Consider the following 21,384-nt stretch of genomic DNA (forward strand, 5'->3'; position numbering starts at 1 on the left):
TACAATCAGTCTTTATCATACCTCTTTATACAACTGACGACCCTCAGCACGATATTTTTCTGTCATCTCAGCCATGCCTTGGCGAACTTCCTCTAAGCTCGCTTCACGGGCTTGCTCGACCAGTTCAGTATCGACCTGCTTGATACGGTGGTTCTCGTTTTGAAGATCACCGCTACTTGGCGTGACTTTATTTTCCAAGCCTTTGGCGTACTCACGCACATTTTGCGTGATTTTCATCGAACAAAACTTAGGGCCACACATGGAGCAAAAGTGCGCCGACTTGTGCGCGTCTTTGGGCAAAGTCTCATCATGGTATTCACGCGCGGTATCAGGATCCAGCGCTAGATTGAACTGATCATCCCAGCGAAACTCAAAGCGGGCTTTGGATAACGCATTATCACGCGCTTGTGCCCCTGGATGACCTTTGGCAAGATCGGCGGCGTGAGCGGCAATTTTGTACGTGATTATGCCGTCTTTGACATCCTTTTTATTAGGCAATCCTAAGTGCTCTTTGGGCGTCACGTAGCAGAGCATGGCGGTGCCAAACCAGCCAATCATCGCCGCCCCAATGGCACTAGTGATATGATCATAACCAGGTGCGATATCAGTCGTCAACGGCCCTAAAGTATAAAAAGGCGCGTCCGTGCAGATCTCAAGCTGCAAGTCCATATTCTCTTTTATACGGTTCATCGCAACGTGTCCGGGACCTTCGATCATCACTTGTACATCGTGCTCCCATGCCACTTGGGTCAATTCGCCAAGGGTACGTAGCTCACCAAATTGCGCTTCGTCATTGGCGTCTTGCAAACAGCCGGGACGCAGGCCGTCTCCTAAGCTAAACGCGACATCATACTGTTTCATAATCTCGCAGATGTCCTCAAAATGCGTGTATAAAAAGCTTTCTTTATGATGAGCCAAGCACCACTGCGCCATGATAGAGCCACCACGCGAGACGATACCTGTCAAACGATTGGCGGTCAGCGGCACGTAGCGTAGCAGCACGCCTGCGTGAATGGTGAAGTAATCTACGCCTTGCTCCGCTTGTTCAATTAAAGTATCGCGGAAGATCTCCCAAGTAAGATCTTCTGCCACGCCATCGACTTTTTCTAATGCTTGGTAAATCGGCACGGTACCGATGGGCACGGGTGAGTTACGAATCAGCCATTCACGGGTCTCGTGGATATGATTACCCGTTGATAAATCCATAATGGTATCCGCGCCCCAACGTGTCGCCCACGTCATTTTCGACACTTCTTCATCGATAGAAGAGCCGAGCGCTGAGTTGCCGATATTAGCGTTTATCTTCACCAAAAAATTACGACCGATAATCATCGGCTCAGACTCAGGATGGTTGATGTTATTTGGGATAATGGCGCGTCCAGCGGCAACTTCATCACGGACAAACTCAGGGGTGATAATCTTTGGCGTATTGGCACCAAAGCTTTCACCCTCGTGCTGGCGCATGTCAGTTAACTCATGCTGTTTTTGTGTTTCGCGGATAGCGATGTATTCCATCTCAGGCGTGATAATACCGCGGCGCGCGTAGTACATTTGCGTGACATTGCCTACTTTGCCATCGACGTCTTTAGCACGGCGCGGTTTGTCGATGTGCGCAAACCTAAGGTTAGCGGTACTAATGTCACGTGCACGGGCTTGCCCGTATGAGCTAGACAGACCTGTTAGTTGTTCGGTATCACCGCGCTCAGCGATCCAACCCTCGCGTAATTTAGGCAACCCTTTGGTGAGATCAATATGAGCATCGGGATCGGTATAAACGCCTGAAGTGTCATAGACATAAAACGGCGGGTTGTGCTCCCAGTCCGACTCATCAACGCCTTGAATAGGCGTAGGATCAAGTGTAATCTCGCGCATCGGCACTTGTATATCAGATCTTGATCCTTGGATATAGGCTTTACGAGAAGCGGGGAGAACACGATGCAAGTCGCGAGCGTCCTCCTCAAAACGGGCGTCGGTAGAGGTGCGATGGGCAGGGGTTTTTAGTGCATCGGCTTTTTTGTCAGACGATTTTTGATTAGGTTTTGATATTAGGGTTGAGGCTGTCATATGCTGTCCTAGCGTGTTGTTTTGAATAAAATCAACACCGCCAGTAGCTGCGGGACAAGCATAGAATTTATATCTATCTTAATTGCATAAAACGTTTTACTACGATGATAGGCAGTCAAACGCTTCAAAAATCAGTAGACGCCACTTCATATTAACCAACGTGTTCTAGCGATAAGAGACAGTATGATAATAAAAAGGCATTTCTGCGCGCCTAATAGATAGGTATAACGTATGCTTAAGACTTCCCTGCGTCGGTACTAACCGCATCAGGTTCGGCGGGTGATCTCTCAGCGAATGCGCACTGGCTTGTGACCAATTGCACACCGCACCCCGAGTCTGTCAGTGTTGTAAATTTGTTGCTGGCAAGTTTACACCAGCAAGCTTTATAGTAGCAAAATTAGCTTAGGATAAATAGCAGTTTGCTTTATTTCTCTGGCGTCCAACCTTGCGCACGCTCGTAGTCTTCATTATCTAAGAACTTATCCCGCTGCTCGGTCAAAAACTTTTTGGCTTCAGGATCCATCATACTCAGATGATTTTCATTAATGAGCATGGTTTGTTGCTCAAGCCACTCTTTCCATGCCTTTTCAGAAACTGTATCTTGTAGCTCTTGACCTTTTTTGTTTGGAAAAGGCGGATGCGGCATCTTTGGCAAATCTTGCTGATATTTGCGGCAAAATACGGTATTGGCTTGCGGGTTAAAGGTCTCAGTCATGAGGTGCTCCTTATTGATTTTATGAAATTATTTATTAAATATTAGTATTTATCTATGATAACGGTCTTAGTCAATTTAGCAAAGGCTATCAGGTGTATAGAAGGTAACAGCGAGTGTGCCTAAGAGAATGAACAAAAATACCCGCAACAATGGCGGGTATCTTTATAAAAGATATACGTTGGTAAGTATCAACTAAGCAAAAGCCTTAAGGCGGGCTCGGCCGTTAATGACCGCTTGCTTAACTTGATTGGGCGCTGTGCCGCCTAAATGATCACGCGCCGCGAGTGAGCCCTCAAGCGTTAAATACTCAAAGACATCATCACCGATAGCGTCACTAAATTGTTGTAGTTGGGCTAGTGACAAGTCACTCAAATCAACGCCCTCCTTGATACCCAAAGCGACTGCATGACCGACGACTTCATGAGCATCGCGAAAGGCGACGCCGTTACGCACTAGATAATCGGCCAAATCGGTCGCTGTCGCATAGCCTTTCATGGTAGCGGCGCGCATAGCCTCGATGTTTGGAGTGATATTCGGTAGCATATCAGCAAAGGCAAGGAGTGAGCCGGTCAATGTATCGACGCAATCAAATAGCGGCTCTTTATCTTCTTGGTTGTCTTTATTATAAGCGAGCGGCTGACTCTTCATCAGACTAAGCAGCGTCATCAGTTGACCAAAGACGCGCGCTGATTTACCGCGTACCAGCTCTGGCACATCAGGGTTTTTCTTTTGTGGCATGATAGATGAGCCGGTACAGAAGCGATCGGGTATCTGCACAAAATTAAACTGCGCCGACATCCATAAGATAATCTCCTCGCTCATGCGCGATAAATGCATCATCAAGATCGAAGCGTTCGATGTAAACTCAATAGCAAAGTCACGATCTGAGACGGCATCAAGTGAGTTTTGGCAAATGCCCTCAAAGCCTAGCAGCTCGGCGGTGATGGTACGATCTATCGGAAAGGTCGTACCAGCCAAAGCTGCGCTACCGAGCGGCATCTGATTCATACGGCGACGAGCATCTTTTAGGCGCTGGGTATCGCGGTATAACATCTCAAACCAAGCCATGACATGATGACCAAAACTTACTGGCTGCGCGGTCTGCAAATGGGTAAAGCCTGGCATGATAGTGTCGGTATGCTGCTCAGCCAGATTAAGGAGACCGCTTTGCAAGCGCACGAGTAGCTCAATGATATTATCAGTCTCCTCCCTTAGCCAAAGACGAATATCGGTTGCCACTTGATCATTACGGCTGCGCCCCGTGTGCAGTTTTTTGCCAACTGCGCCAATCATGTCTGTCAGACGCGACTCGACGTTCATATGTACGTCTTCAAGGGCAATGGACCACTCAAATTCGCCCGCTTCAATCTCAGCGAGCACCTGCCGTAGACCTTCTATGATCGTTGTAACCTCATCATCAGCCAAGATGCCGCAGCGACCAAGCATCGTCGCATGGGCAATTGAACCTTGGATATCGTGACGGGCAAAGCGTTGATCAAAGCCAACTGACGCGGTAAAAGCGGCGACAAAACTGTCAGTGGCCTCACTAAAGCGCCCGCCCCACATCTGCTGGCCCTGACTATTTAGAGCAGCAGTTGACGAATCGTTTTGTTCAGTGCTGCTCATAGTATCTGTGCTAGAATCAGAGACAGGTGACTTTTTATTTTGCTCAGAATCAATGGAGCTATCAGGGTTTGAAGAAATGGCGTTCATATCGGTCTAAGACTACTCATAAGAATAAGCACTCAAGTATAGCAAATGATGAGGTCGCCTTACTAGCGGCGCGCTTAGAGTTTTTTATCCCCAAGCTCATGGTCATGATGAAGCCTTGGCAGTGGCTGATGTACATCTTTTTTTGGTCGTTATTTGTCACTATCACTAAGCGCCAAGATTTGGTTACAGGGTCTGATTTTGCCATTTTTTTTGCAGGCTATTTTTTTCAAAACGTCATCTCAATTCTTCCTATTTTATACCTTATTGATTATCTGCGACCCATATTTAAGAGTATGAGTAACGTTAGAGTCAGCGTCTATATCATAGCGCTATTTATGACAAGCTCTGCTGTAACTATGATTTTAGTGCAGCTAGTGATGATTAATTTTGATTGGCTCAAGTACGATACTCGAACGTTTATCATAGATGTTATGCTCGATAGTATTGTGGGCGGCGGTTTTACTTTAGTCTTTATCCTATACTTTTTACGCCGCTACATGGAGCTAAATGCTCTCAAAGCCTCATTTGAGGACAAGCTTGGCGCGCAAAACGATATGATTAAAGCCCGTATTGCTCCGCACTTTTTCTTTAATACCGTTAATACACTAATCGCCCTTATGGATTCTAATCCTGCGCGCGCCTCTAAATTACTAGAGCACGTCTCAGCGCTCTTTCGTGCCAGCTTCAATGGCGCTCGTGAGATCAGTTTTGAAGAGGAGATTGCACTTTGTGAGCATTACATAGCGATAGAGTCGAGCCGATTGGCGGACAAGCTGATTGTCAATTGGTCTCTACCTGAAGAAGATATCATGTATGACATGGTCATCACTTCACTCACCTTGCAAAGTGTTCTGGAAAAGATGCTGCTCAACGTCGTAGAGATGACTACTGAGACCATTGATATTCATATAAAGGTCACGTGGGAGCAGCACCGCGTGATCATTACAATTACCGTGCAACTGCCTAGCAAGACTTTGATGGTTATTTATGATTTGCAGCAACACATGGATTTTTACATTCAAACTGAGCGTTTGCGCGCTTACTTTGGCGATAGCGCTACTATCAACAGTACGGTCACAACTGAACAGATCATCACTAAGATAAACTATCCGCTTCAAGATGTTGGTCTGTAACGCTTTTAAAACAACCTTTTTTAACAGCTGGCATATTTATTGCTACATTATTACTACTATCGATAATGGTCTAGCTATTATTATAAATAACACGAGTTAAATTGATGTAAAAAGATAACGCAATAGGCTTTTACCTCAAAAAATTGTCTTTGAAAGGGCTTTTTACAGCTTCTGAAATGCAGTGATTATGTAAAGTAGTGAATAAATAAGTGATAGATAGTATTAAAAGAATATGAGCATATACCAGTATAATATCTATACTACTAAATAGCGGTCACATATAGTTTAAGAGAGGATATTACATGCGGATTGTAGTTTGTGATGATGAGCCATTAGCGCGTGAGCGTTTGGTGAGAATCGTGCAAGAGTCAGGTCATAAAGTGGTTGCTCAAGCAACGACTGGCATGGAAGCTATTACCGCCGTAAAGTCTCATCAACCCGATATTATATTACTAGACATTCGTATGCCTGAGATGGACGGTGTGCGCTGCGCTCATGAGCTCAATAAGCTTGAGCATCCGCCTGCTATCATCTTTGTTACTGCTTATGATCACTATGCGATTGCCGCACTCAGAGCCAATGCGATTGGTTACCTGCTCAAGCCTGCTAACAAAGATGAGCTGTTAGAGGCAATGAGTAAAGCCAAAAGCTTGAATGCCGCCCAGCTCAATGAGATCCGTAAACTTGAGGATCCAACAGCACGGCCCATTCGTGAGCATATCTCAGCACGGACTCATCGCGGCGTTGAGCTCATTAAACTCAAAGACATCTACTACTGTACCGCTGATCAAAAGTATGTCAAAGTGCGCCACAAAGACGGTATTGTACTGATTGATGAAACTCTAAAAGAGCTTGAGCAAGAATTTGACGATCGCCTATTTCGTGTACATCGCAATGCCATTATTAATCTAAGCTATTTAGATTTTTTGGAGACAGTAGATGCAGGTCAGTATCAAGTTCGCTTTAAGGGTATTGATGAGACCCTAGCGGTTAGCCGTCGCCATCTGCCTGCGCTACGTGAAAAAATACAGAGTATGTAGATATCGTCTTATGTAGATCTTGCTGTATTTAGAAGTTGTTTAGTGAGCATTAGTCATGAGCTGCAAATCATTCATACCGTATCATCACACCCTTATTTATGCTTAAATAGGGGTATTTTTTTGCGTCCCTACTTTACGACGTTAGCAATACATTGATTTGAGGTCTTTTATGAGTAACCAGCGACAACCTGCCTTGACTACCCTAAACATCGCAACACGCCAAAGTCCCTTAGCGTTATGGCAAGCTGAGCATATTCGAGATCGACTGCTAGCACTATATCCTGACATGACTATTAATTTGCTCAAAATTGTCACTAAGGGCGATAAGATTTTGGACACGCCTTTAGCCAAAATTGGCGGTAAAGGGTTGTTTGTCAAAGAGCTAGAGGAGGCGTTGTACGATAAACAAGCGGATATAGCCGTACACTCGCTAAAAGATGTACCGATGCAACTACCACAAGGGCTTACGCTTGGCGTTTATTGCACCCGTGCAGCGCCCACAGACGCTTTTGTATCTAATAGCTACCAAAGTATCGATGAGCTACCACAAGGGGCTATCGTTGGTACCGCCAGTTTACGCCGCCAGTGCCAAATAAAAGCCTATCGACCAGATTTACAAATCAAAACCCTGCGCGGCAATGTCGGCACGCGCCTAGGTAAGCTTGATGCTAATGATTATGATGCAATTATCTTGGCAACCAGTGGTTTACAGCGTATTGAGCTTGATGCGCGTATTCGTAGTGAATTGGATATTGATATGTGTCTGCCTGCGGTCGGACAAGGCGCGCTTGCGATTGAGTGCCGCGAAGATGATACGCGAGTAATGGACTTACTTGCGCCGCTGAACGATGACAAGGCTCGTATTCGCCTAATCGCAGAGCGCGCGCTTAATAGGCATCTACAAGGCGGCTGTCAGGTACCTATTGCCGCGTTTGCGGTATTACAAATGGCGGACAGTTTCGATAATAATATGGATAACGGTAATGATGATAATGGCAACACGCTTTGGCTACGTGGCCGCGTAGGGTCTGAGGATGGTAGCCGATTGCTCAAAGCGGACAAACGTATTACCTTGACGGGCACGCAAGATGAGCAAGAGTCGCAGGCTAATGAGTTGGGTATTGACGTGGCGGATATGCTCCTTGCTAAAGGGGCGGATGAGATATTATCCGCCATTTACCAAAGCTAGTAATGTTGTTTTGAACAGGCTATTTATTTTATCTTATTACACGTAATGGTATGTCTATGTCATCCGATTTAGATCAATTGTCTGCTGCTTTGTCCTCAAATATAGTGATCAATACGCGCCCAGTAGAGCGCGCCGCGCCGCTGACGCATCTGCTACAAAGCGCTGGACTGACCGTAGTTGATATGCCGATGCTTGCCTTGCAACCACGCGCCATTACTGAGCAAGAGGTGCAGGTGATGAAGCGATGGATGGCAGGTGACTATCAGGCGCTTGTCATCGTTAGTCCAACGGCTGCCGCCTCTGGCCTTGGGGTATGGCAAAAACTTGAACAAAAAGGCCAAGAACAGACAGGCAGTGACTCTTTAGCCTTGCAAGCCCAGTCGCCTGATGTATTTGTACCCAACAAAGCTAACAATGAAGCGCCCAGTCATATTATTGCAGTTGGCACAGCGACAGCTGCTGTCCTACAAAGTGATGAGCGCCCTATCAACTATCAAGTGCTACAACCTATGGTTGCTAACAACGAAGGCATGCTCGCTATGCCTGAGATTGAGTCTCTACAAAAAGGCGATAAATTGCTTGTATGGCGCGGTTTGGGTGGTCGGCGGTTATTGGTTGATACGTTACAGGCGCGCGGTGTCCATATCGATAGCATTGCCTGGTATGAGCGCGTGATGCCTGTTGATGCGCAACAGAGTTATCAGCGCTGGCGTGAGCAGACAACTTTTACTACCTCAAAACCCATTGTCCTTATTAGTAGTGGTAGCGCTTTTGAGCACTGGACAAGTATCGTCACTCAAGGGCGCGCTGCACCTTGCAAATCTTTGGTAACAAAAAAATTTGGGCTAAATGATTTTACTTACATAGTATTAGGCGAGCGCCTAGCTAATATGTTAGATGATGCAAAGCTTGATTACTGGCGCGTAGAGGACTTAGCACCTGAGACTATATTATCCACTATCAAATCTAACCTTTGTGCCTTTAAAGATGCTTGATACTAAAATGCTTAACACAATCACGGTACTCTATGTCAATCCCTCCTAAGCCGTCCTCCTCAGCTCCATCAGCAGATCAGCAGCGCCGGCAAGCCAATATGCTGCTGATACGCTTGCAATGGCTGGTGATTTTGCTACTCACTATCGCTTTAGTGTGGCTTTATATTGATCAGCAGCGTTTTGAGAATCAGATAAAAGAGCGTTTGCAAAGTAACGAGCACGTGGTCAGCCGTTTAAATGAGATGGATGACCGCCTGTTTGCAGTTAGCCAGCAGACTTTGCCGCAGCCTAGTAGTGCCGCGGGCAGTCAAGCACAAAATCAGCTCGATTTGTTACGTATTCAAATACAAGCTGCTGATAGGTTGCTTGCTGACGACAACGATAGAGCTGCTATTGAGCTGTTGCGCGGACTGCACTGGCAGCTAGCGCAAGAGAGTAATGAGATTGCGCCTGCGCTTACTATTGTTATCAAACAAGGCTTAACTGATGATATTGAACGCCTGCAAGCACAAACCTCGCAACCTAGCCCTTGGCAATTGCAGAACCTTGCCATTCAAAACATTCAAGAGTTTTTGTACAGCCATGAGCGTAATAATAGCCATGAGCGTAATAACAGCCATGGGCGTAACAACAGCCATGAGTCTGATAAAGATCATGAGCGCATAAATAGCACTGATAATACCAGCCTGACACGGCGACAGCTGGTGCTTCACGAAGTGATTATGACCTTAAACTTAGCCAGTCAAGCGAGCACTATGCGTGACCAAGAACAGCTTAAGAGTTACCTGCGTCAAGCGCGCAAGCAACTACAAACGCTAACAGCGCCATCTACTCATTCTCAGCCTAAAGTGCAAGGTGCTATAGAAGTAGAGGACAGCGCAAAAGTAGCAACAGCCATGATGGATGCACCAACAAACATAACGGAAGTCATCAACTGGTTAGATAAGCTCATAGCTAATACGCCAGCACGCTCGCCCTTGTTGACCACGCAAATTTTAGATCAGCCCAATAATAAATAGCTCATAGCTCAATACCCACGCAAATAGGCAAATTATGAACCATGCGGCAGCAAATCAACTAAATGCTATGCAAGGAGTAAGTACTATTCCTGGCTCCCTAAAGCACTATCCTGTTATTCATAGCCAGTCGGTACAGTGGGGCGAGATGGATGCCTTTAACCATCTAAACAATGTCGTCTATTATCGTTATGCAGAGTCGGCGCGTATTGCTTACTTACAGGCGCTCGGTATGTTTGATGGCAGCATGGTGACGATGCTGGCGCAGTCAAGCTGTCAGTATTTACGCCCAGTAACTTATCCTGATACTCTGCTCATCGGTGTACGCTGTCAGCGTTTGGGCAATACGAGCATGGTCGTAGAATATAGCTATTACAGTGACGCGCAGCAGGCGATTGTAGCGACAGCTGAGGCGGTAGTCGTACGTTTGGACGCGACTGGCGAAGTAAAGCTACCATGGACGCAAAAGGAGCGAGAGTATCTCGTTGCGATAGAGTCAAGAGTCGGTCACGCTCCAAAACTATGAAATAATAAGATATGAAGCGCATTATTTAAATAATAAAAAGGCATACCAATAATAATTGATATGCCCTTTTTATAGCGTGTTTTTAGCTTAAACCTTACTCTTCTTGATTGGGAGAATGAACAAAATCAACGACGTTAAGCTCAAATCCTGATAGCGCATAGAACTTCATCGGAGATGACAGCAGACGCATATCACGCACACCCAAATGACGCAAAATCTGTGCACCAACACCGATACTACGATAAGGCTGCTGAGTGATAGTAGAGATCGATTGATTGTCCGACGCTTTGTCCAAAGCATCACCTAAATCTATGGGTTGATGGCTCCCAATCCATACCAGCACGCCGCGCTCAGATGCATTAATCTCTTCCATCGCAGCTTGTACGCTCCAGCCGCCGCGGCCTGTGGCGTCGTTCTTGGCGGCGAATAAATCTCGTAGCGGATGAAACCCATGGACACGTACCGTACTGACGCCTGCGCCAACATCGCCTTTGACCAATGCCAAATGCGTCTCATCAGCACCAAACTCACGAAAACGGTGCAAAGTAAATGTCCCATGTTCAGTCTCAAACGGGTGCGACTCTACTTCCTCAATGGTCTGCTCATTAGCGATACGATAATTGATAAGATCGGCGATAGTACCGATTTTGATATCATGCTCTTTAGCAAATATCTCAAGATCATCGCGGCGCGCCATGGTGCCATCTGGATTGATAATCTCAACGATAACCGCTGCAGGCTCAAGTCCTGCTAGGCGTGCCAAATCACAACCCGCTTCGGTATGACCTGCGCGGTGCAAGACGCCGCCGTTTTGTGCCATGATGGGAAAGATATGCCCAGGTTGTACGATGTCCTCAGGTTTGGCTGAAGAGGAAACCGCTGCTTGTATCGTACGTGCACGATCACCTGCTGATATACCTGTGGTAACGCCTTCGGCGGCCTCAATAGACACCGTAAAGTTGGTACTAAACTTGGCTTCGTTACGATCAGACATTAGCGGCAATTCAAGCTGCTGACAGCGCGCTTGTGATAACGTTAAGCATACTAAGCCGCGAGCATGAGTAATCATAAAGTTGATATCATCGGCGCGCACGTGAGTGGCGGCCATGATGATATCGCCTTCGTTCTCGCGATCCTCATCGTCCATCAAAATGACCATTTTGCCCGCGCGAATGTCTTCAATAATCTCAGGAATCGTATCTAAACTCATAAAAGGTCTCAATGCTTTATTATTTGTCAGTATAAAAAAAGGGTGAAAGCGAAATATTTGCCTATTGTAGCAGTAGAATAAAAAAAGCGCTGTATAGGTTAGTAAAACCAGCAGCATATAACTATAAATCTTGTAGAAGATATAGTGTTTGTAGCATAGTAAAGCAAGTGACTTATCCGTTTTAGTGGCTTTTATAGCGTACCGCTGTACTTTTAGCTACTTACTTAATGACTCAAAGTCAAATGTCATCATCTTTAGGATACTGTCAACTTAGAAATAATATCAACTTAAAAACACTAGCAACTTAAAAAATTAGTCATTACTCGCCGCTTGGTTTTTAAGCCAATCTATAAACTGTTTGCTATGTTGCTCACGCTGGTTATCAGCAAAATCATAGAAGCGGGTATTGGCTAGATTATCAGGCAAATAAGACTGCGGATAATAGTGGTTGGGATAATCATGTGGATAGGCGTAGCCTTTACCATAGCCTTGATTTTGCATAAGTTTGGTTACGCCATTTCTTAGATGTAGAGGTACAGCAGAGGCATCTTTTTCTGCGAGTGTCATTGCCGCATTGATCGCCTTATACGTACTATTGCTTTTAGCGCTGGTCGCCAAATAAACGACAACTTGCCCTAGTATAATACGCGCCTCTGGCATACCGATTGATTGCACGCTCCGTAGTGCTGCATCCGCAAGCAGCAAGGCATTAGGATTTGCATTACCAATATCTTCGCTAGCCAAAATGACCAAACGCCGTGCGATAAAATCTGCAGGCTCGCCGCCGACCAGCATTCGCGCCATCCAGTAAAGAGCAGCATCAGGGTCAGAGCCGCGTACGGACTTAATCATGGCAGAGACGATATCATAATGCTGCTCGCCATCTTTATCGTATCGCACCAGTGCAGTCTGCGCCACGCGCCCAATCAATTCATCATCGATAACAAGTGGTGACTGCGCAGGATCAGCGGTCTGTACTGCAAGCTCTAATAGGTTTAAGGCTTTTCTAGCATCGCCATGAGCGAATTGACTGATAATCTCTTGCGCTTGTAAGTCTATAGTTAACTTTTTAAGGATATTGTCCTCTAAGAGCGCGCGCTCTAACACCGCATGGATCTGCTCAGAATTGAGCGGCTCTAAGCGGTACACTTGGCAACGTGACAGCAATGCATTATTGACACTAAATGAGGGGTTCTCTGTCGTTGCACCAATCAAAGTAATGTCACCTGATTCTACTGCGCCAAGCAGAGCGTCTTGCTGGGCTTTATTAAAGCGATGAATCTCATCAATAAAGACGACAGGCGACTCAAAATTCAGCGAGTCCTTAGTGTCCAAGACTTCGCGCAGCTGCTTAACGCCAGTATTGAGTGCTGACAGCGCATGAAACGGTCTATTTACAGCATCAGCGAGCAGCATGGCAATAGTAGTCTTGCCAATACCCGCCTCGCCGTGCAAAATGATAGAGGGCAGATGGCCTTGTTCTACCAAACGTCGTAGTGGCGCGCCTTTTGCTAGCAGGTGCGTTTGACCGATAATCGCCTCCAAAGAGGATGGGCGCATACGCTGAGCAAGTGGAGTATCAGCATGAAAGGTAGAGGACATAGCATTCTCAAAGTTTGCGGCAATAGACCTAAACAACAGGGCCTAGGTTGTATCGATATATGGAATATTAATAATGACAGATCGACAGAATAAAAGACGCTGGCATCGATATTTAAATGCAATACGCACTGTAAGCTTTTATCAAAAGCCGCAATCACGGTATCTCACCAGTGGCGAGAAGGCGCTGGCACGTAGCGTATTCGGCGATAGTCTCAATCTTGATGCCGTCAAGCTTAAAACCGCTTGGTGGGTACTCAAAAATTATGCGGTTAGCCCTAATGGCAATATTTACTTCAATCCGTTAGATTGGATAGAGGACTTTAGCCATACCACGCTTGGCAAACAAAGCTGGCTGATACATGAGCTTACGCACGTTTGGCAGTTGCAGCAGGGTATCAAAGTGGTTCGCGGCGCGCTTTTAGATCGCCGTTATCAATACATACTCAAAACTGGCAAATCATTTTTTAAGTATGGCATTGAGCAGCAAGCGCGTATGGTACAAGATTACTTTTTGCGTCGCGAACGCGGTCAAAATTGTCAGGATTTACAAGCTTGTATTCCATTTTTAGTTGTGCCAGCCAAAAATCATAGCAAAAACACTGACAGCTCGTTCATAGTTTAATCTTCTACTTGTGCATAATCATCTATAAGATAAAAACCGTTTGTAAATTATCAAACATACCTTAAATAAGCAATGGATTGCCATACTGATTTTAATTTTTAACAAAGGATTTGTATTCTGATGTTTAAATTTTTGTTACCTACTTCTAATTATAAAGGCGCTACGCGTGCGCGTCATGCGATAAATTTGACGGCATTAACTCTGATAGGCTCTTTGCTACTCACCGCATGCAATCAGCCAGCCAGCCCTGATGTGGCACCAGAGAGTCAAGAGGTAAAGACAGAGGAGCAGCAGCGCGCTGAGGACAGTCAATCCGTGACTCAAAGCGATTCCGCTACCGCTCGCATTGAGCAGTTTCAGCCTTTGTACGTCGAACAAGTACTAGGGCTGCAAAGACGCTTGCAAGCAGAGTATGAGTCCTTACAAGCAGCGGACATATCAGAGAGTGAGACCGGTCTGCTCTCCAATTCCACTCAAACACAACCCAATCAAGCGTCTGCTACTGAATCAACTAACGATCAAGCTGCAACTGCTGAGTCAGCACCAACGGATACGCAAGAGAAGAGCTCTGATATCAATACCAGTACAGAGGTGGGTGAGCGCGACTTGTCGGTACTCAAACGCATTAGTTTAGAGCCGCGCAAACCTAATATGTTGACACAGGAGCAAATCATAGAAAACTATCAGCAAGCTATGCAAGCGCTCTATGAGCCTGTCACTAGTGAGATGAGCGCAAAAGATACCGACACCTTACTCAATATTGCCGCTTTAATTCCGCAGTTGTTTGAGCATGCCGAGATTGCTAATAGGGTCAATGCCAAGAGTCCTGCACTGGCGCGATTAATTATTCAGCGTCAAGTCTGGCAGCAGATAGAGGCGCAGCAAGTGCTAGATATGCAGCAATTAAAACTATCACAACAGCAAGAATTTGAGACCTTAATGAGTAAATTTAACGATACTATTAAAGATTACGACGAACAAATCGCCAAATATGAGCAAACGCTAAAAGAGTTCCAGCAGTAAACGATAAAAGGTGCCGCTTCATCTATAACATTTATAGTGAACGGACTCTACTTTGGAGCTAACCAAAAAATCCCGCACTATGGCGGGATTTTTTGGTTAGCTTATTTCAATAAACTGTAAGACCTATTTACGGTCTTCAAGTTTAACAAAATCACGCTTGGTTTCACCTGTATACAACTGACGCGGACGACCGATTTTGAATGGCGTGCTGTGCATCTCAAGCCAATGGCTGATCCAGCCAGAAGTACGAGCTAGTGAGAAGATAACAGTAAACATTGACGTTGGAATACCAATAGCTTTTAGGATAATGCCAGAGTAAAAATCAACGTTTGGATACAAGTTACGCTCGATGAAGAACGGATCTTCTAAAGCGATCTTTTCTAGCGCCATAGCCAGCTCAAGTTTTGGATCATCAATGCCCAAAGCTTCTAGTACTTCATCAGAAGCCTTTTTGAGCACTTGCGCGCGTGGATCAAAGTTTTTGTACACGCGGTGACCAAAGCCCATAAGTTTGACTTCACGGCTTTTCACTTTTTCCATAAATTCTGGCACGTTTTCAACAGTACCAATTTCATCTAGCATCTCAAGCACAGCTTCGTTTGCGCCACCATGTGAGGGGCCCCAAAGGGCTGCGATACCAGCTGCGATACAAGCATAAGGATTTGCGCCAGTAGAGCCTGCTAAGCGCACAGTAGATGTTGACGCGTTTTGCTCATGATCAGCATGCAAAGTAAAGATTTTGTCCATAGCATCAGCGATGATAGGATTTACTTTGTAATCAACGTCACCTGGGGTGGCAAACATCATGTACAAGAAGTTTTCAGCATAGCTAAAGTCTTCACGCGGATACATGAACGGCTCGCCTTGTGAGTACTTGTAGCTCATAGCAGCTAGCGTTGGCATTTTAGCGATTAGGCGAATAGCAGTAAGCTCACGATCATGCTCATTACTGATGTCTAAGTCTTCGTGATAAAACGCAGATAAAGCACCGACTACGCCGACCATAATAGCCATAGGGTGGGCGTCACGGCGAAAGCCTTCAAAGAACTTACGCAATTGATCATGTACTGCTGAATGCTTGCGAATCTTTGCAAAGAAATCTTCTTTTTGCTCGCTATTTGGTAGCTCACCATTGATGAGCGCGTAAGCCACTTCTAGGTATTCAGCATTGTTTGCCAATTGATCGATAGGGTAGCCGCGATGCAATAGCTCACCTTTACCGCCGTTGATAAAAGTGATTTTTGATTCAACAGGAGCTGTGACCTTAAACCCAGGGTCATAAGACCAGTAGCCTGCTTCTTGTAAGGCGGCAACATCAATAACCGACTGTCCTAAAGTACCATCAGTAATGGGCAGTTGGTACTCATTACCATCTACACTTAGCGTGGCACTCTTATCAGCCATATTGTTATCAGCCATAATTTCCTCTCCATTGGTTTTAATTTATAAACACAAATATAAAATCGACGCTTGGTAGTGCGTCACTACTAGTCAAACAAAGATATAAATTCAACTAATGCGCTATCTTATCTATATTAGCAGCAAACCGTAGTGATTTGAAAAGACTTTTAGCGTCCATACCACCGATTTATAGGATTTGGTGGCACTGAGACGAGGTTATTATTGTATCAAAATATGTCTGTTCACTCATTTTCTCAAAAACGGCCTTTATCTAGATAATCGCTGAGCTATAGCAGTTATTTTGTCTAAACTACAAGTTATAAACAAGATGAGCAATAATAGCTGAGTATTGCACAGTGTTAATAGGGCGTTAAAACCTTTTTATAAGTCATTATTTAGAGGATAAGTTTGTAATTAGTGCTCAGTCATTTTATAATTGAGACAATTTGGCTAAAGCAAACTTTGTTGTTATGAGTAGATGACGTTACCTTACCTACGGACTACTTATATTTTGTTACGATAAACGCTGATATTTATGAGATAGACATACTTTATAACTTGAATGTTTTTGTTATTTGTTCTATTTTTAGATAGTCTATCTTGAAGTCATTCTTAATAATGAAAGTGATTGAGACAGTTAAGAATGCCATCTGGTTGGATTAGATGATATCGGTACAAAATAAACAAGGTCAATTAGCTTTTCCTTACTTTATTCGCCTCATGATTTGCACTGTGCTTATAGCTTTTATAAAGTTTAAGTTTTGGTAGCAAAAACAAGAGTATAACCGCAAAAGGATGACCGCTGTGAAAAGCAACCGACCCATTGATCTGCCTATGAGTCAGGTGATTAGCGTTAATGCAAAATCACCTATCGCCATCGCCTCAATATTACACCGTATTTCCGGTATTATTCTATTTTTACTCATCCCTGTCATGCTCTGGTTGCTACAAACTTCTTTGGCATCGCCTGAGAGCTTTGCAACTGTATTTGACAATGTGTTAGTGCGTTTTGTCGCTTGGATATTTGTCGCTGCTATCTCTTACCATTTTGTGATGGGTATGAAGCATCTATTCGCTGACATGGGTATGAACGAAGAGCTAAAATCTGGTCGCACGGCTGCTGTTGTCAGCTTTGTAATCGCTGCGATTTTGATCGTCGCGTCATTTATATGGGTGATGTTCTAATGATTAAGAATAATTCAGGTATCAAAAGCGCAACAGGTTTGACAGGTTCAGGGTCACGCGATTGGATTGTGCAACGTTTTGGCGCTGTAGTATTGGCTCTGTATAGCCTAACTCTGCTCGGCTTCTTTTTGACTCATGGTAGCGTGGACTTTTATGAGTGGTTCGGTTTTATGAACAGCTTACCTATGCGCCTGTTTAGCTTAGTCGCGATTATTGCTCTAGCAGGTCACGCTTGGGTTGGTATGTGGACCGTATTTACAGATTATATTACTACTAGCAAAGTCGGTGCAAAAGCTGCAGGTTTGCGCTTAGCATTACAAGCTTTGATGGTTGCAGCTATCTTAGTTTATGTATTCTGGGGCATCATGATTTTTTGGGGTAATGGCTTTAACGTCGTTGCCGTTTAATCAATAGCTTGTTTGCTTGATGACTTTTTTATCAGTACTAATTTTTGGTTAATTGCTTGTAAATACAAACTGTTAAGTCATATTTATAAGCAGATAAAGCGTTTAAAAGTAGTCAGTCGATGACTATATAGAATAGTAGTCATTCCTAATGTCCTAGATTGCCAGTAGTACAAGGATATACAGTCAGGCTACTAACACTGATAAAGGGGGCTGTAAGGACTATATTGTTCATATTTTGGCAAAGCGTTTGACTACTATGATCAACACAACCCTTATGCATAACAATATCGCTCTTATATCGCCAATGGATATAGATCAATCTATCAGACAATCCTTATTTACTTCACAAGTACTACTTATTTTGAGTACTAACTAGGAAGATCACAATGGCAACTAAACAAGATAATACTATCAGCAACATTAAAACCTTGAATTATGATGCCATCATTGTTGGTGGTGGTGGTTCAGGCATGCGTGCTTCGTTGCAATTAGCAGAAGCGGGTATGAATGTCGCTGTTATTACTAAGGTATTCCCAACGCGCTCGCATACGGTCGCAGCCCAAGGCGGAATTGGTGCAAGTCTTGGTAACATGAGTAACGATAATTGGCATTTTCACTTTTATGACACCGTAAAAGGTTCAGATTGGCTGGGTGACCAAGACGCTATTGAGTATATGTGCCGCGAAGCACCAAAAGTCGTTTACGAGCTTGAGCATATGGGTATGCCATTTGATCGTAACGAAGATGGCACTATCTATCAGCGCCCCTTTGGTGGACATACCTCAAACTACGGTGAAAAAGCGGTACAACGTGCTTGCGCTGCAGCTGATCGTACTGGTCATGCGCTATTACATACGTTGTATCAGAAAAATTTAGAGCAAGGCACGCAGTTCTTTGTTGAGTGGATTGCTCTAGATTTGATCAAAGATGAGGCAGGTAACATCAACGGTGTTGTTGCTTTAGAGCAAGAGACAGGTACAGTTGCTGTATTCCAAGCACCGATTACCGTACTTGCAACAGGCGGCGCAGGTCGTATTTTTGAAGCCTCAACCAACGCTTATATCAATACAGGCGATGGTATAGGCATGGCAGTACGTGCAGGCGTGCCGTTAGAAGATATGGAGTTTTGGCAGTTCCATCCAACAGGTGTTGCAGGCGCAGGCGTTCTGTTAACCGAAGGGTGCCGAGGCGAAGGCGCAATCTTGCGTAACAAAGACGGCGAAGCCTTTATGGAGCGTTACGCGCCAACGGTCAAAGATCTAGCGCCGCGTGATCTCGTCTCACGTTCTATGGATCAAGAGATCAAAGAAGGTCGCGGCTGTGGCCCTAACGGCGACTACATCGTGATGGATATGACTCACTTAGGCGTTGAAACCATTATGAAGCGCTTGCCATCAGTATTTGAGATTGGTAAGAACTTCGCAAACGTTGATATTACTAAAGAGCCCATTCCTGTTATTCCAACTATTCATTATATGATGGGCGGTATTCCAACCACGATTCATGGTCAAGTCATCAAGCCTGATCTTGAGGCGGGTACAGATGAAGACGGTCTATACACTGAAGGCAAAATCGTAACGGGTCTTTATGCTATTGGCGAGTGCGCTTGCGTAAGTGTACATGGTGCTAACCGTTTAGGTACCAACTCACTCCTTGATCTATTGGTATTTGGACGTGCTGCTGGTAAACACATCGTTGATGAGTTCCATCAAAACGATCACAACTATAAGCCTATGGATCCGCGCGTCCTTGATTATACTGTTGGACGTTTAGATAAATTGCAGCAATCTACTGAAGGTCACAACGCACAAGATGTGGCAGATGAGATTCGCGCTATTATGCAGACGCATGCCAGTGTATTCCGTACGCAGGCGATGATGGATGAGGGGGTTGAGAAGCTATTGGCACTTGGCGAAAAAGTTGAAAACATTCATCTAGCAGATAAGTCGCAAGTATTTAATACAGCGCGTATCGAAGCTTTTGAAGTGGCTAATCTTTATGAAGTCGCAAAAGCCACTATGATATCGGCTGCTAGTCGTCATGAGAGCCGCGGCGCTCATAGTGTTGCTGATTATGATCGTCCAGAAGATGATGATTATGCTCCTAACGGTCGCAATGATCACGATTGGATGAAGCATACCTTATGGTATTCTGAAGGCAACCGTATCATCTACAAGCCTGTACGCAAGATACCACTGACAGTAGATTACATCGAACCTAAAGTTCGCGTTTACTAACTTTAAGTTCATTGAGTAGGTTATACCGCTATACTTATTCTAGAATGAGTATTTATACTAGGATAAGTAATAGCTACGTTATATTATCAATTCATCTATGACAAAGGATGATCGCCAGCTATAGGTTAGGTGAGTGCTTAAGGCGCTATTATTCTAACAAGCCAGCCATTATCTAGTGTGGAGTTAAGCATTATGAGCAGAGGTAACCGCACCATTGAGATATATCGCTACGATCCTGATCGGGACGCAGCTCCGCGTATGCAAACTTACAATATCGAGCTACTAGAATCAGATCGTATGTTGCTTGATGTCTTGCTACGTCTAAAAAAAGAAGACGAGACTATTACCTTTCGCCGCTCATGCCGCGAAGGTATCTGTGGTTCTGATGGTATGAACATCAACGGCAAAAATGGGCTAGCCTGTTTGTTAAACATGAACACTTTGCCTGAAAAGATTACCATTCGTCCACTACCAGGCTTACCAGTCGTTCGCGATTTGGTTGTCGATATGAACCAGTTTTATGAGCAGTACGAAAAGGTACATCCATATCTGATTAACGATCAGCCTGCGCCGCCAACCGAGCGCTTGCAATCTCCTGAACAGCGCGAGGAGCTAAATGGTCTGTATGAGTGTATTTTATGTGCTTGTTGTTCGACCAGTTGCCCATCATTTTGGTGGAATCCTGATAAATTTTTAGGTCCGTCAGCGCTATTGCATGCTTATCGTTTTGTAGCAGATAGTCGTGATAGTGACGCGCAAGCACGCTTAGCACGTCTTGACGATCCATTTAGCTTATTCCGCTGCCGCGGTATCATGAACTGCGTTTCTGTATGTCCAAAAGGTCTCAACCCAACTAGAGCAATTGGTCATCTACGTAACATGCTTATTGACCAAGCAGGCTAATATGCTTTATTTGTTAGTCTTTTGAAATTAAAAACACCGCCGAGTGACTTGGCGGTGTTTTTTTTGATAAGATTAAGACATGTTTATATAACTGACATTTTTTTATAGATTCGTAGTTTGATAAAACTTAGGTATAATAGCGTGATAGTAAATATTTATTACGTAAATACTTAGTATTGAACAAACAAACTATGTGACCTACTTACCTCATGTTAGGGTAAGTAGCACTATTGTTTGCGCATGCAAAAGCAGCCAATATGAGTCAAGGAATGGCAATTTATAACAAATGATACCGTTACTCAAAATTAGTTTGCTAGTTTTTGATAGTAATCTGGTTATGGTCGATGGCAGTATATATAAAAAAATGTTTTGAGACGATATTATATAGAAAACTGAGCGTTCA

At 44.5% G+C, this 21,384-nt stretch carries 18 protein-coding genes and 1 riboswitch; of the genes, 12 read left to right on the top strand and 6 right to left on the bottom strand.

Features of this window, described 5'->3' with window-relative positions; translation table 11 throughout:
• Positions 1-15 precede the first annotated feature (15 nt).
• The 3 genes from thiC to argH form a co-directional block, all read right to left on the bottom strand.
• Positions 16-2,064 (bottom strand): phosphomethylpyrimidine synthase ThiC, encoded by a 2,049-nt coding sequence (gene thiC / locus ACTXGE_RS00925; RefSeq protein WP_443541207.1) that lies wholly within the window; start codon positions 2,062-2,064, stop codon positions 16-18.
• A gap of 226 nt (positions 2,065-2,290) precedes the next feature.
• A riboswitch (TPP riboswitch) is annotated at positions 2,291-2,407 on the bottom strand.
• An 81-nt stretch (positions 2,408-2,488) separates the two neighbouring features.
• Positions 2,489-2,779, bottom strand: coding sequence for an oxidative damage protection protein (locus ACTXGE_RS00930; RefSeq protein WP_317199666.1), 291 nt, complete (start codon positions 2,777-2,779; stop codon positions 2,489-2,491).
• Positions 2,780-2,971: 192 nt separating this feature from the next.
• On the bottom strand, positions 2,972-4,345 hold the full coding sequence (gene argH, locus ACTXGE_RS00935) for an argininosuccinate lyase (RefSeq protein WP_435950996.1): 1,374 nt from the start codon (positions 4,343-4,345) through the stop codon (positions 2,972-2,974).
• 128 nt (positions 4,346-4,473) lie between these two features.
• Here argH and ACTXGE_RS00940 point away from each other — a divergent pair, with 128 nt between their 5' ends.
• The 6 genes from ACTXGE_RS00940 to ACTXGE_RS00965 all read left to right on the top strand — a co-directional run bounded on the left by ACTXGE_RS00940 (position 4,474) and on the right by ACTXGE_RS00965 (position 10,391).
• A complete protein-coding gene (locus ACTXGE_RS00940; RefSeq protein ID WP_443541206.1) occupies positions 4,474-5,625 on the top strand; it encodes a histidine kinase in 1,152 nt (383 codons plus the stop codon).
• Between the two features lie 302 nt (positions 5,626-5,927).
• A complete protein-coding gene (locus tag ACTXGE_RS00945) occupies positions 5,928-6,665 on the top strand; it encodes a LytR/AlgR family response regulator transcription factor (protein ID WP_443541205.1) in 738 nt (245 codons plus the stop codon).
• Positions 6,666-6,834: 169 nt separating this feature from the next.
• The gene (gene hemC / locus ACTXGE_RS00950) at positions 6,835-7,854 is read left to right on the top strand and encodes a hydroxymethylbilane synthase (protein ID WP_443541204.1); all 1,020 of its coding nucleotides are present in this window, start codon (positions 6,835-6,837) and stop codon (positions 7,852-7,854) included.
• Between the two features lie 56 nt (positions 7,855-7,910).
• Complete coding sequence (locus ACTXGE_RS00955; RefSeq protein WP_443541203.1) at positions 7,911-8,849, top strand: uroporphyrinogen-III synthase; 939 nt, start codon at positions 7,911-7,913, stop codon at positions 8,847-8,849.
• 32 nt (positions 8,850-8,881) lie between these two features.
• A complete protein-coding gene (locus ACTXGE_RS00960; RefSeq protein WP_443541202.1) occupies positions 8,882-9,868 on the top strand; it encodes a hypothetical protein in 987 nt (328 codons plus the stop codon).
• A gap of 34 nt (positions 9,869-9,902) precedes the next feature.
• Positions 9,903-10,391 carry an acyl-CoA thioesterase gene (locus ACTXGE_RS00965; protein WP_443541201.1) on the top strand — a complete coding sequence of 163 codons (489 nt, stop codon included), beginning with the start codon at positions 9,903-9,905 and terminating at the stop codon, positions 10,389-10,391.
• Between the two features lie 94 nt (positions 10,392-10,485).
• Here the strand turns inward: ACTXGE_RS00965 and ribBA are convergent, their stop codons facing one another.
• The gene (gene ribBA / locus ACTXGE_RS00970) at positions 10,486-11,601 is read right to left on the bottom strand and encodes a bifunctional 3,4-dihydroxy-2-butanone-4-phosphate synthase/GTP cyclohydrolase II (RefSeq protein ID WP_435950029.1); all 1,116 of its coding nucleotides are present in this window, start codon (positions 11,599-11,601) and stop codon (positions 10,486-10,488) included.
• Positions 11,602-11,913: 312 nt separating this feature from the next.
• Positions 11,914-13,203: a replication-associated recombination protein A gene (locus ACTXGE_RS00975; RefSeq protein ID WP_443541200.1), complete on the bottom strand. Its 1,290-nt coding sequence runs from the start codon at positions 13,201-13,203 to the stop codon at positions 11,914-11,916.
• A gap of 73 nt (positions 13,204-13,276) precedes the next feature.
• On the opposite strand from ACTXGE_RS00975, the gene ACTXGE_RS00980 reads away from it, so the two are divergent.
• Positions 13,277-13,825 (top strand): type IV secretion protein Rhs, encoded by a 549-nt coding sequence (locus tag ACTXGE_RS00980; protein ID WP_435950031.1) that lies wholly within the window; start codon positions 13,277-13,279, stop codon positions 13,823-13,825.
• 120 nt (positions 13,826-13,945) lie between these two features.
• Positions 13,946-14,848: a hypothetical protein gene (locus tag ACTXGE_RS00985; protein WP_443541199.1), complete on the top strand. Its 903-nt coding sequence runs from the start codon at positions 13,946-13,948 to the stop codon at positions 14,846-14,848.
• Between the two features lie 123 nt (positions 14,849-14,971).
• Here the strand turns inward: ACTXGE_RS00985 and gltA are convergent, their stop codons facing one another.
• On the bottom strand, positions 14,972-16,252 hold the full coding sequence (gene gltA / locus ACTXGE_RS00990) for a citrate synthase (RefSeq protein WP_317199678.1): 1,281 nt from the start codon (positions 16,250-16,252) through the stop codon (positions 14,972-14,974).
• 792 nt (positions 16,253-17,044) lie between these two features.
• Between gltA and sdhC the strand changes: the two genes are divergently transcribed.
• From sdhC to ACTXGE_RS01010, 4 genes are all read left to right on the top strand, one after another.
• A complete protein-coding gene (gene sdhC / locus ACTXGE_RS00995) occupies positions 17,045-17,434 on the top strand; it encodes a succinate dehydrogenase, cytochrome b556 subunit (protein ID WP_317199656.1) in 390 nt (129 codons plus the stop codon).
• A gap of 2 nt (positions 17,435-17,436) precedes the next feature.
• On the top strand, positions 17,437-17,841 hold the full coding sequence (gene sdhD, locus ACTXGE_RS01000) for a succinate dehydrogenase, hydrophobic membrane anchor protein (protein WP_317199677.1): 405 nt from the start codon (positions 17,437-17,439) through the stop codon (positions 17,839-17,841).
• Between the two features lie 386 nt (positions 17,842-18,227).
• On the top strand, positions 18,228-20,078 hold the full coding sequence (gene sdhA / locus ACTXGE_RS01005; RefSeq protein WP_443541198.1) for a succinate dehydrogenase flavoprotein subunit: 1,851 nt from the start codon (positions 18,228-18,230) through the stop codon (positions 20,076-20,078).
• A gap of 192 nt (positions 20,079-20,270) precedes the next feature.
• Complete coding sequence (locus ACTXGE_RS01010) at positions 20,271-20,981, top strand: succinate dehydrogenase iron-sulfur subunit (RefSeq protein ID WP_317199654.1); 711 nt, start codon at positions 20,271-20,273, stop codon at positions 20,979-20,981.
• Positions 20,982-21,384: the final 403 nt, after the last annotated feature.

The organism is Psychrobacter sp. T6-4, assembly GCF_052258425.1.
GTDB lineage: Bacteria > Pseudomonadota > Gammaproteobacteria > Pseudomonadales > Moraxellaceae > Psychrobacter.

What these genes read in the sequence shown, in the direction of transcription:
- thiC (WP_443541207.1), bottom strand. Translation starts at nt 2,064, where the DNA reads ATGACAGCCTCAACCCTAATATCAAAACCTAATCAAAAATCGTCTGAC.
- ACTXGE_RS00930 (WP_317199666.1), bottom strand. Translation starts at nt 2,779, where the DNA reads ATGACTGAGACCTTTAACCCGCAAGCCAATACCGTATTTTGCCGCAAA.
- argH (WP_435950996.1), bottom strand. Translation starts at nt 4,345, where the DNA reads ATGTGGGGCGGGCGCTTTAGTGAGGCCACTGACAGTTTTGTCGCCGCT.
- ACTXGE_RS00945 (WP_443541205.1), top strand. Translation starts at nt 5,928, where the DNA reads ATGCGGATTGTAGTTTGTGATGATGAGCCATTAGCGCGTGAGCGTTTG.
- hemC (WP_443541204.1), top strand. Translation starts at nt 6,835, where the DNA reads ATGAGTAACCAGCGACAACCTGCCTTGACTACCCTAAACATCGCAACA.
- ACTXGE_RS00955 (WP_443541203.1), top strand. Translation starts at nt 7,911, where the DNA reads ATGTCATCCGATTTAGATCAATTGTCTGCTGCTTTGTCCTCAAATATA.
- ACTXGE_RS00960 (WP_443541202.1), top strand. Translation starts at nt 8,882, where the DNA reads ATGTCAATCCCTCCTAAGCCGTCCTCCTCAGCTCCATCAGCAGATCAG.
- ACTXGE_RS00965 (WP_443541201.1), top strand. Translation starts at nt 9,903, where the DNA reads ATGAACCATGCGGCAGCAAATCAACTAAATGCTATGCAAGGAGTAAGT.
- ribBA (WP_435950029.1), bottom strand. Translation starts at nt 11,601, where the DNA reads ATGAGTTTAGATACGATTCCTGAGATTATTGAAGACATTCGCGCGGGC.
- ACTXGE_RS00975 (WP_443541200.1), bottom strand. Translation starts at nt 13,203, where the DNA reads ATGTCCTCTACCTTTCATGCTGATACTCCACTTGCTCAGCGTATGCGC.
- ACTXGE_RS00980 (WP_435950031.1), top strand. Translation starts at nt 13,277, where the DNA reads ATGACAGATCGACAGAATAAAAGACGCTGGCATCGATATTTAAATGCA.
- ACTXGE_RS00985 (WP_443541199.1), top strand. Translation starts at nt 13,946, where the DNA reads ATGTTTAAATTTTTGTTACCTACTTCTAATTATAAAGGCGCTACGCGT.
- gltA (WP_317199678.1), bottom strand. Translation starts at nt 16,252, where the DNA reads ATGGCTGATAAGAGTGCCACGCTAAGTGTAGATGGTAATGAGTACCAA.
- sdhC (WP_317199656.1), top strand. Translation starts at nt 17,045, where the DNA reads ATGACCGCTGTGAAAAGCAACCGACCCATTGATCTGCCTATGAGTCAG.
- sdhA (WP_443541198.1), top strand. Translation starts at nt 18,228, where the DNA reads ATGGCAACTAAACAAGATAATACTATCAGCAACATTAAAACCTTGAAT.
- ACTXGE_RS01010 (WP_317199654.1), top strand. Translation starts at nt 20,271, where the DNA reads ATGAGCAGAGGTAACCGCACCATTGAGATATATCGCTACGATCCTGAT.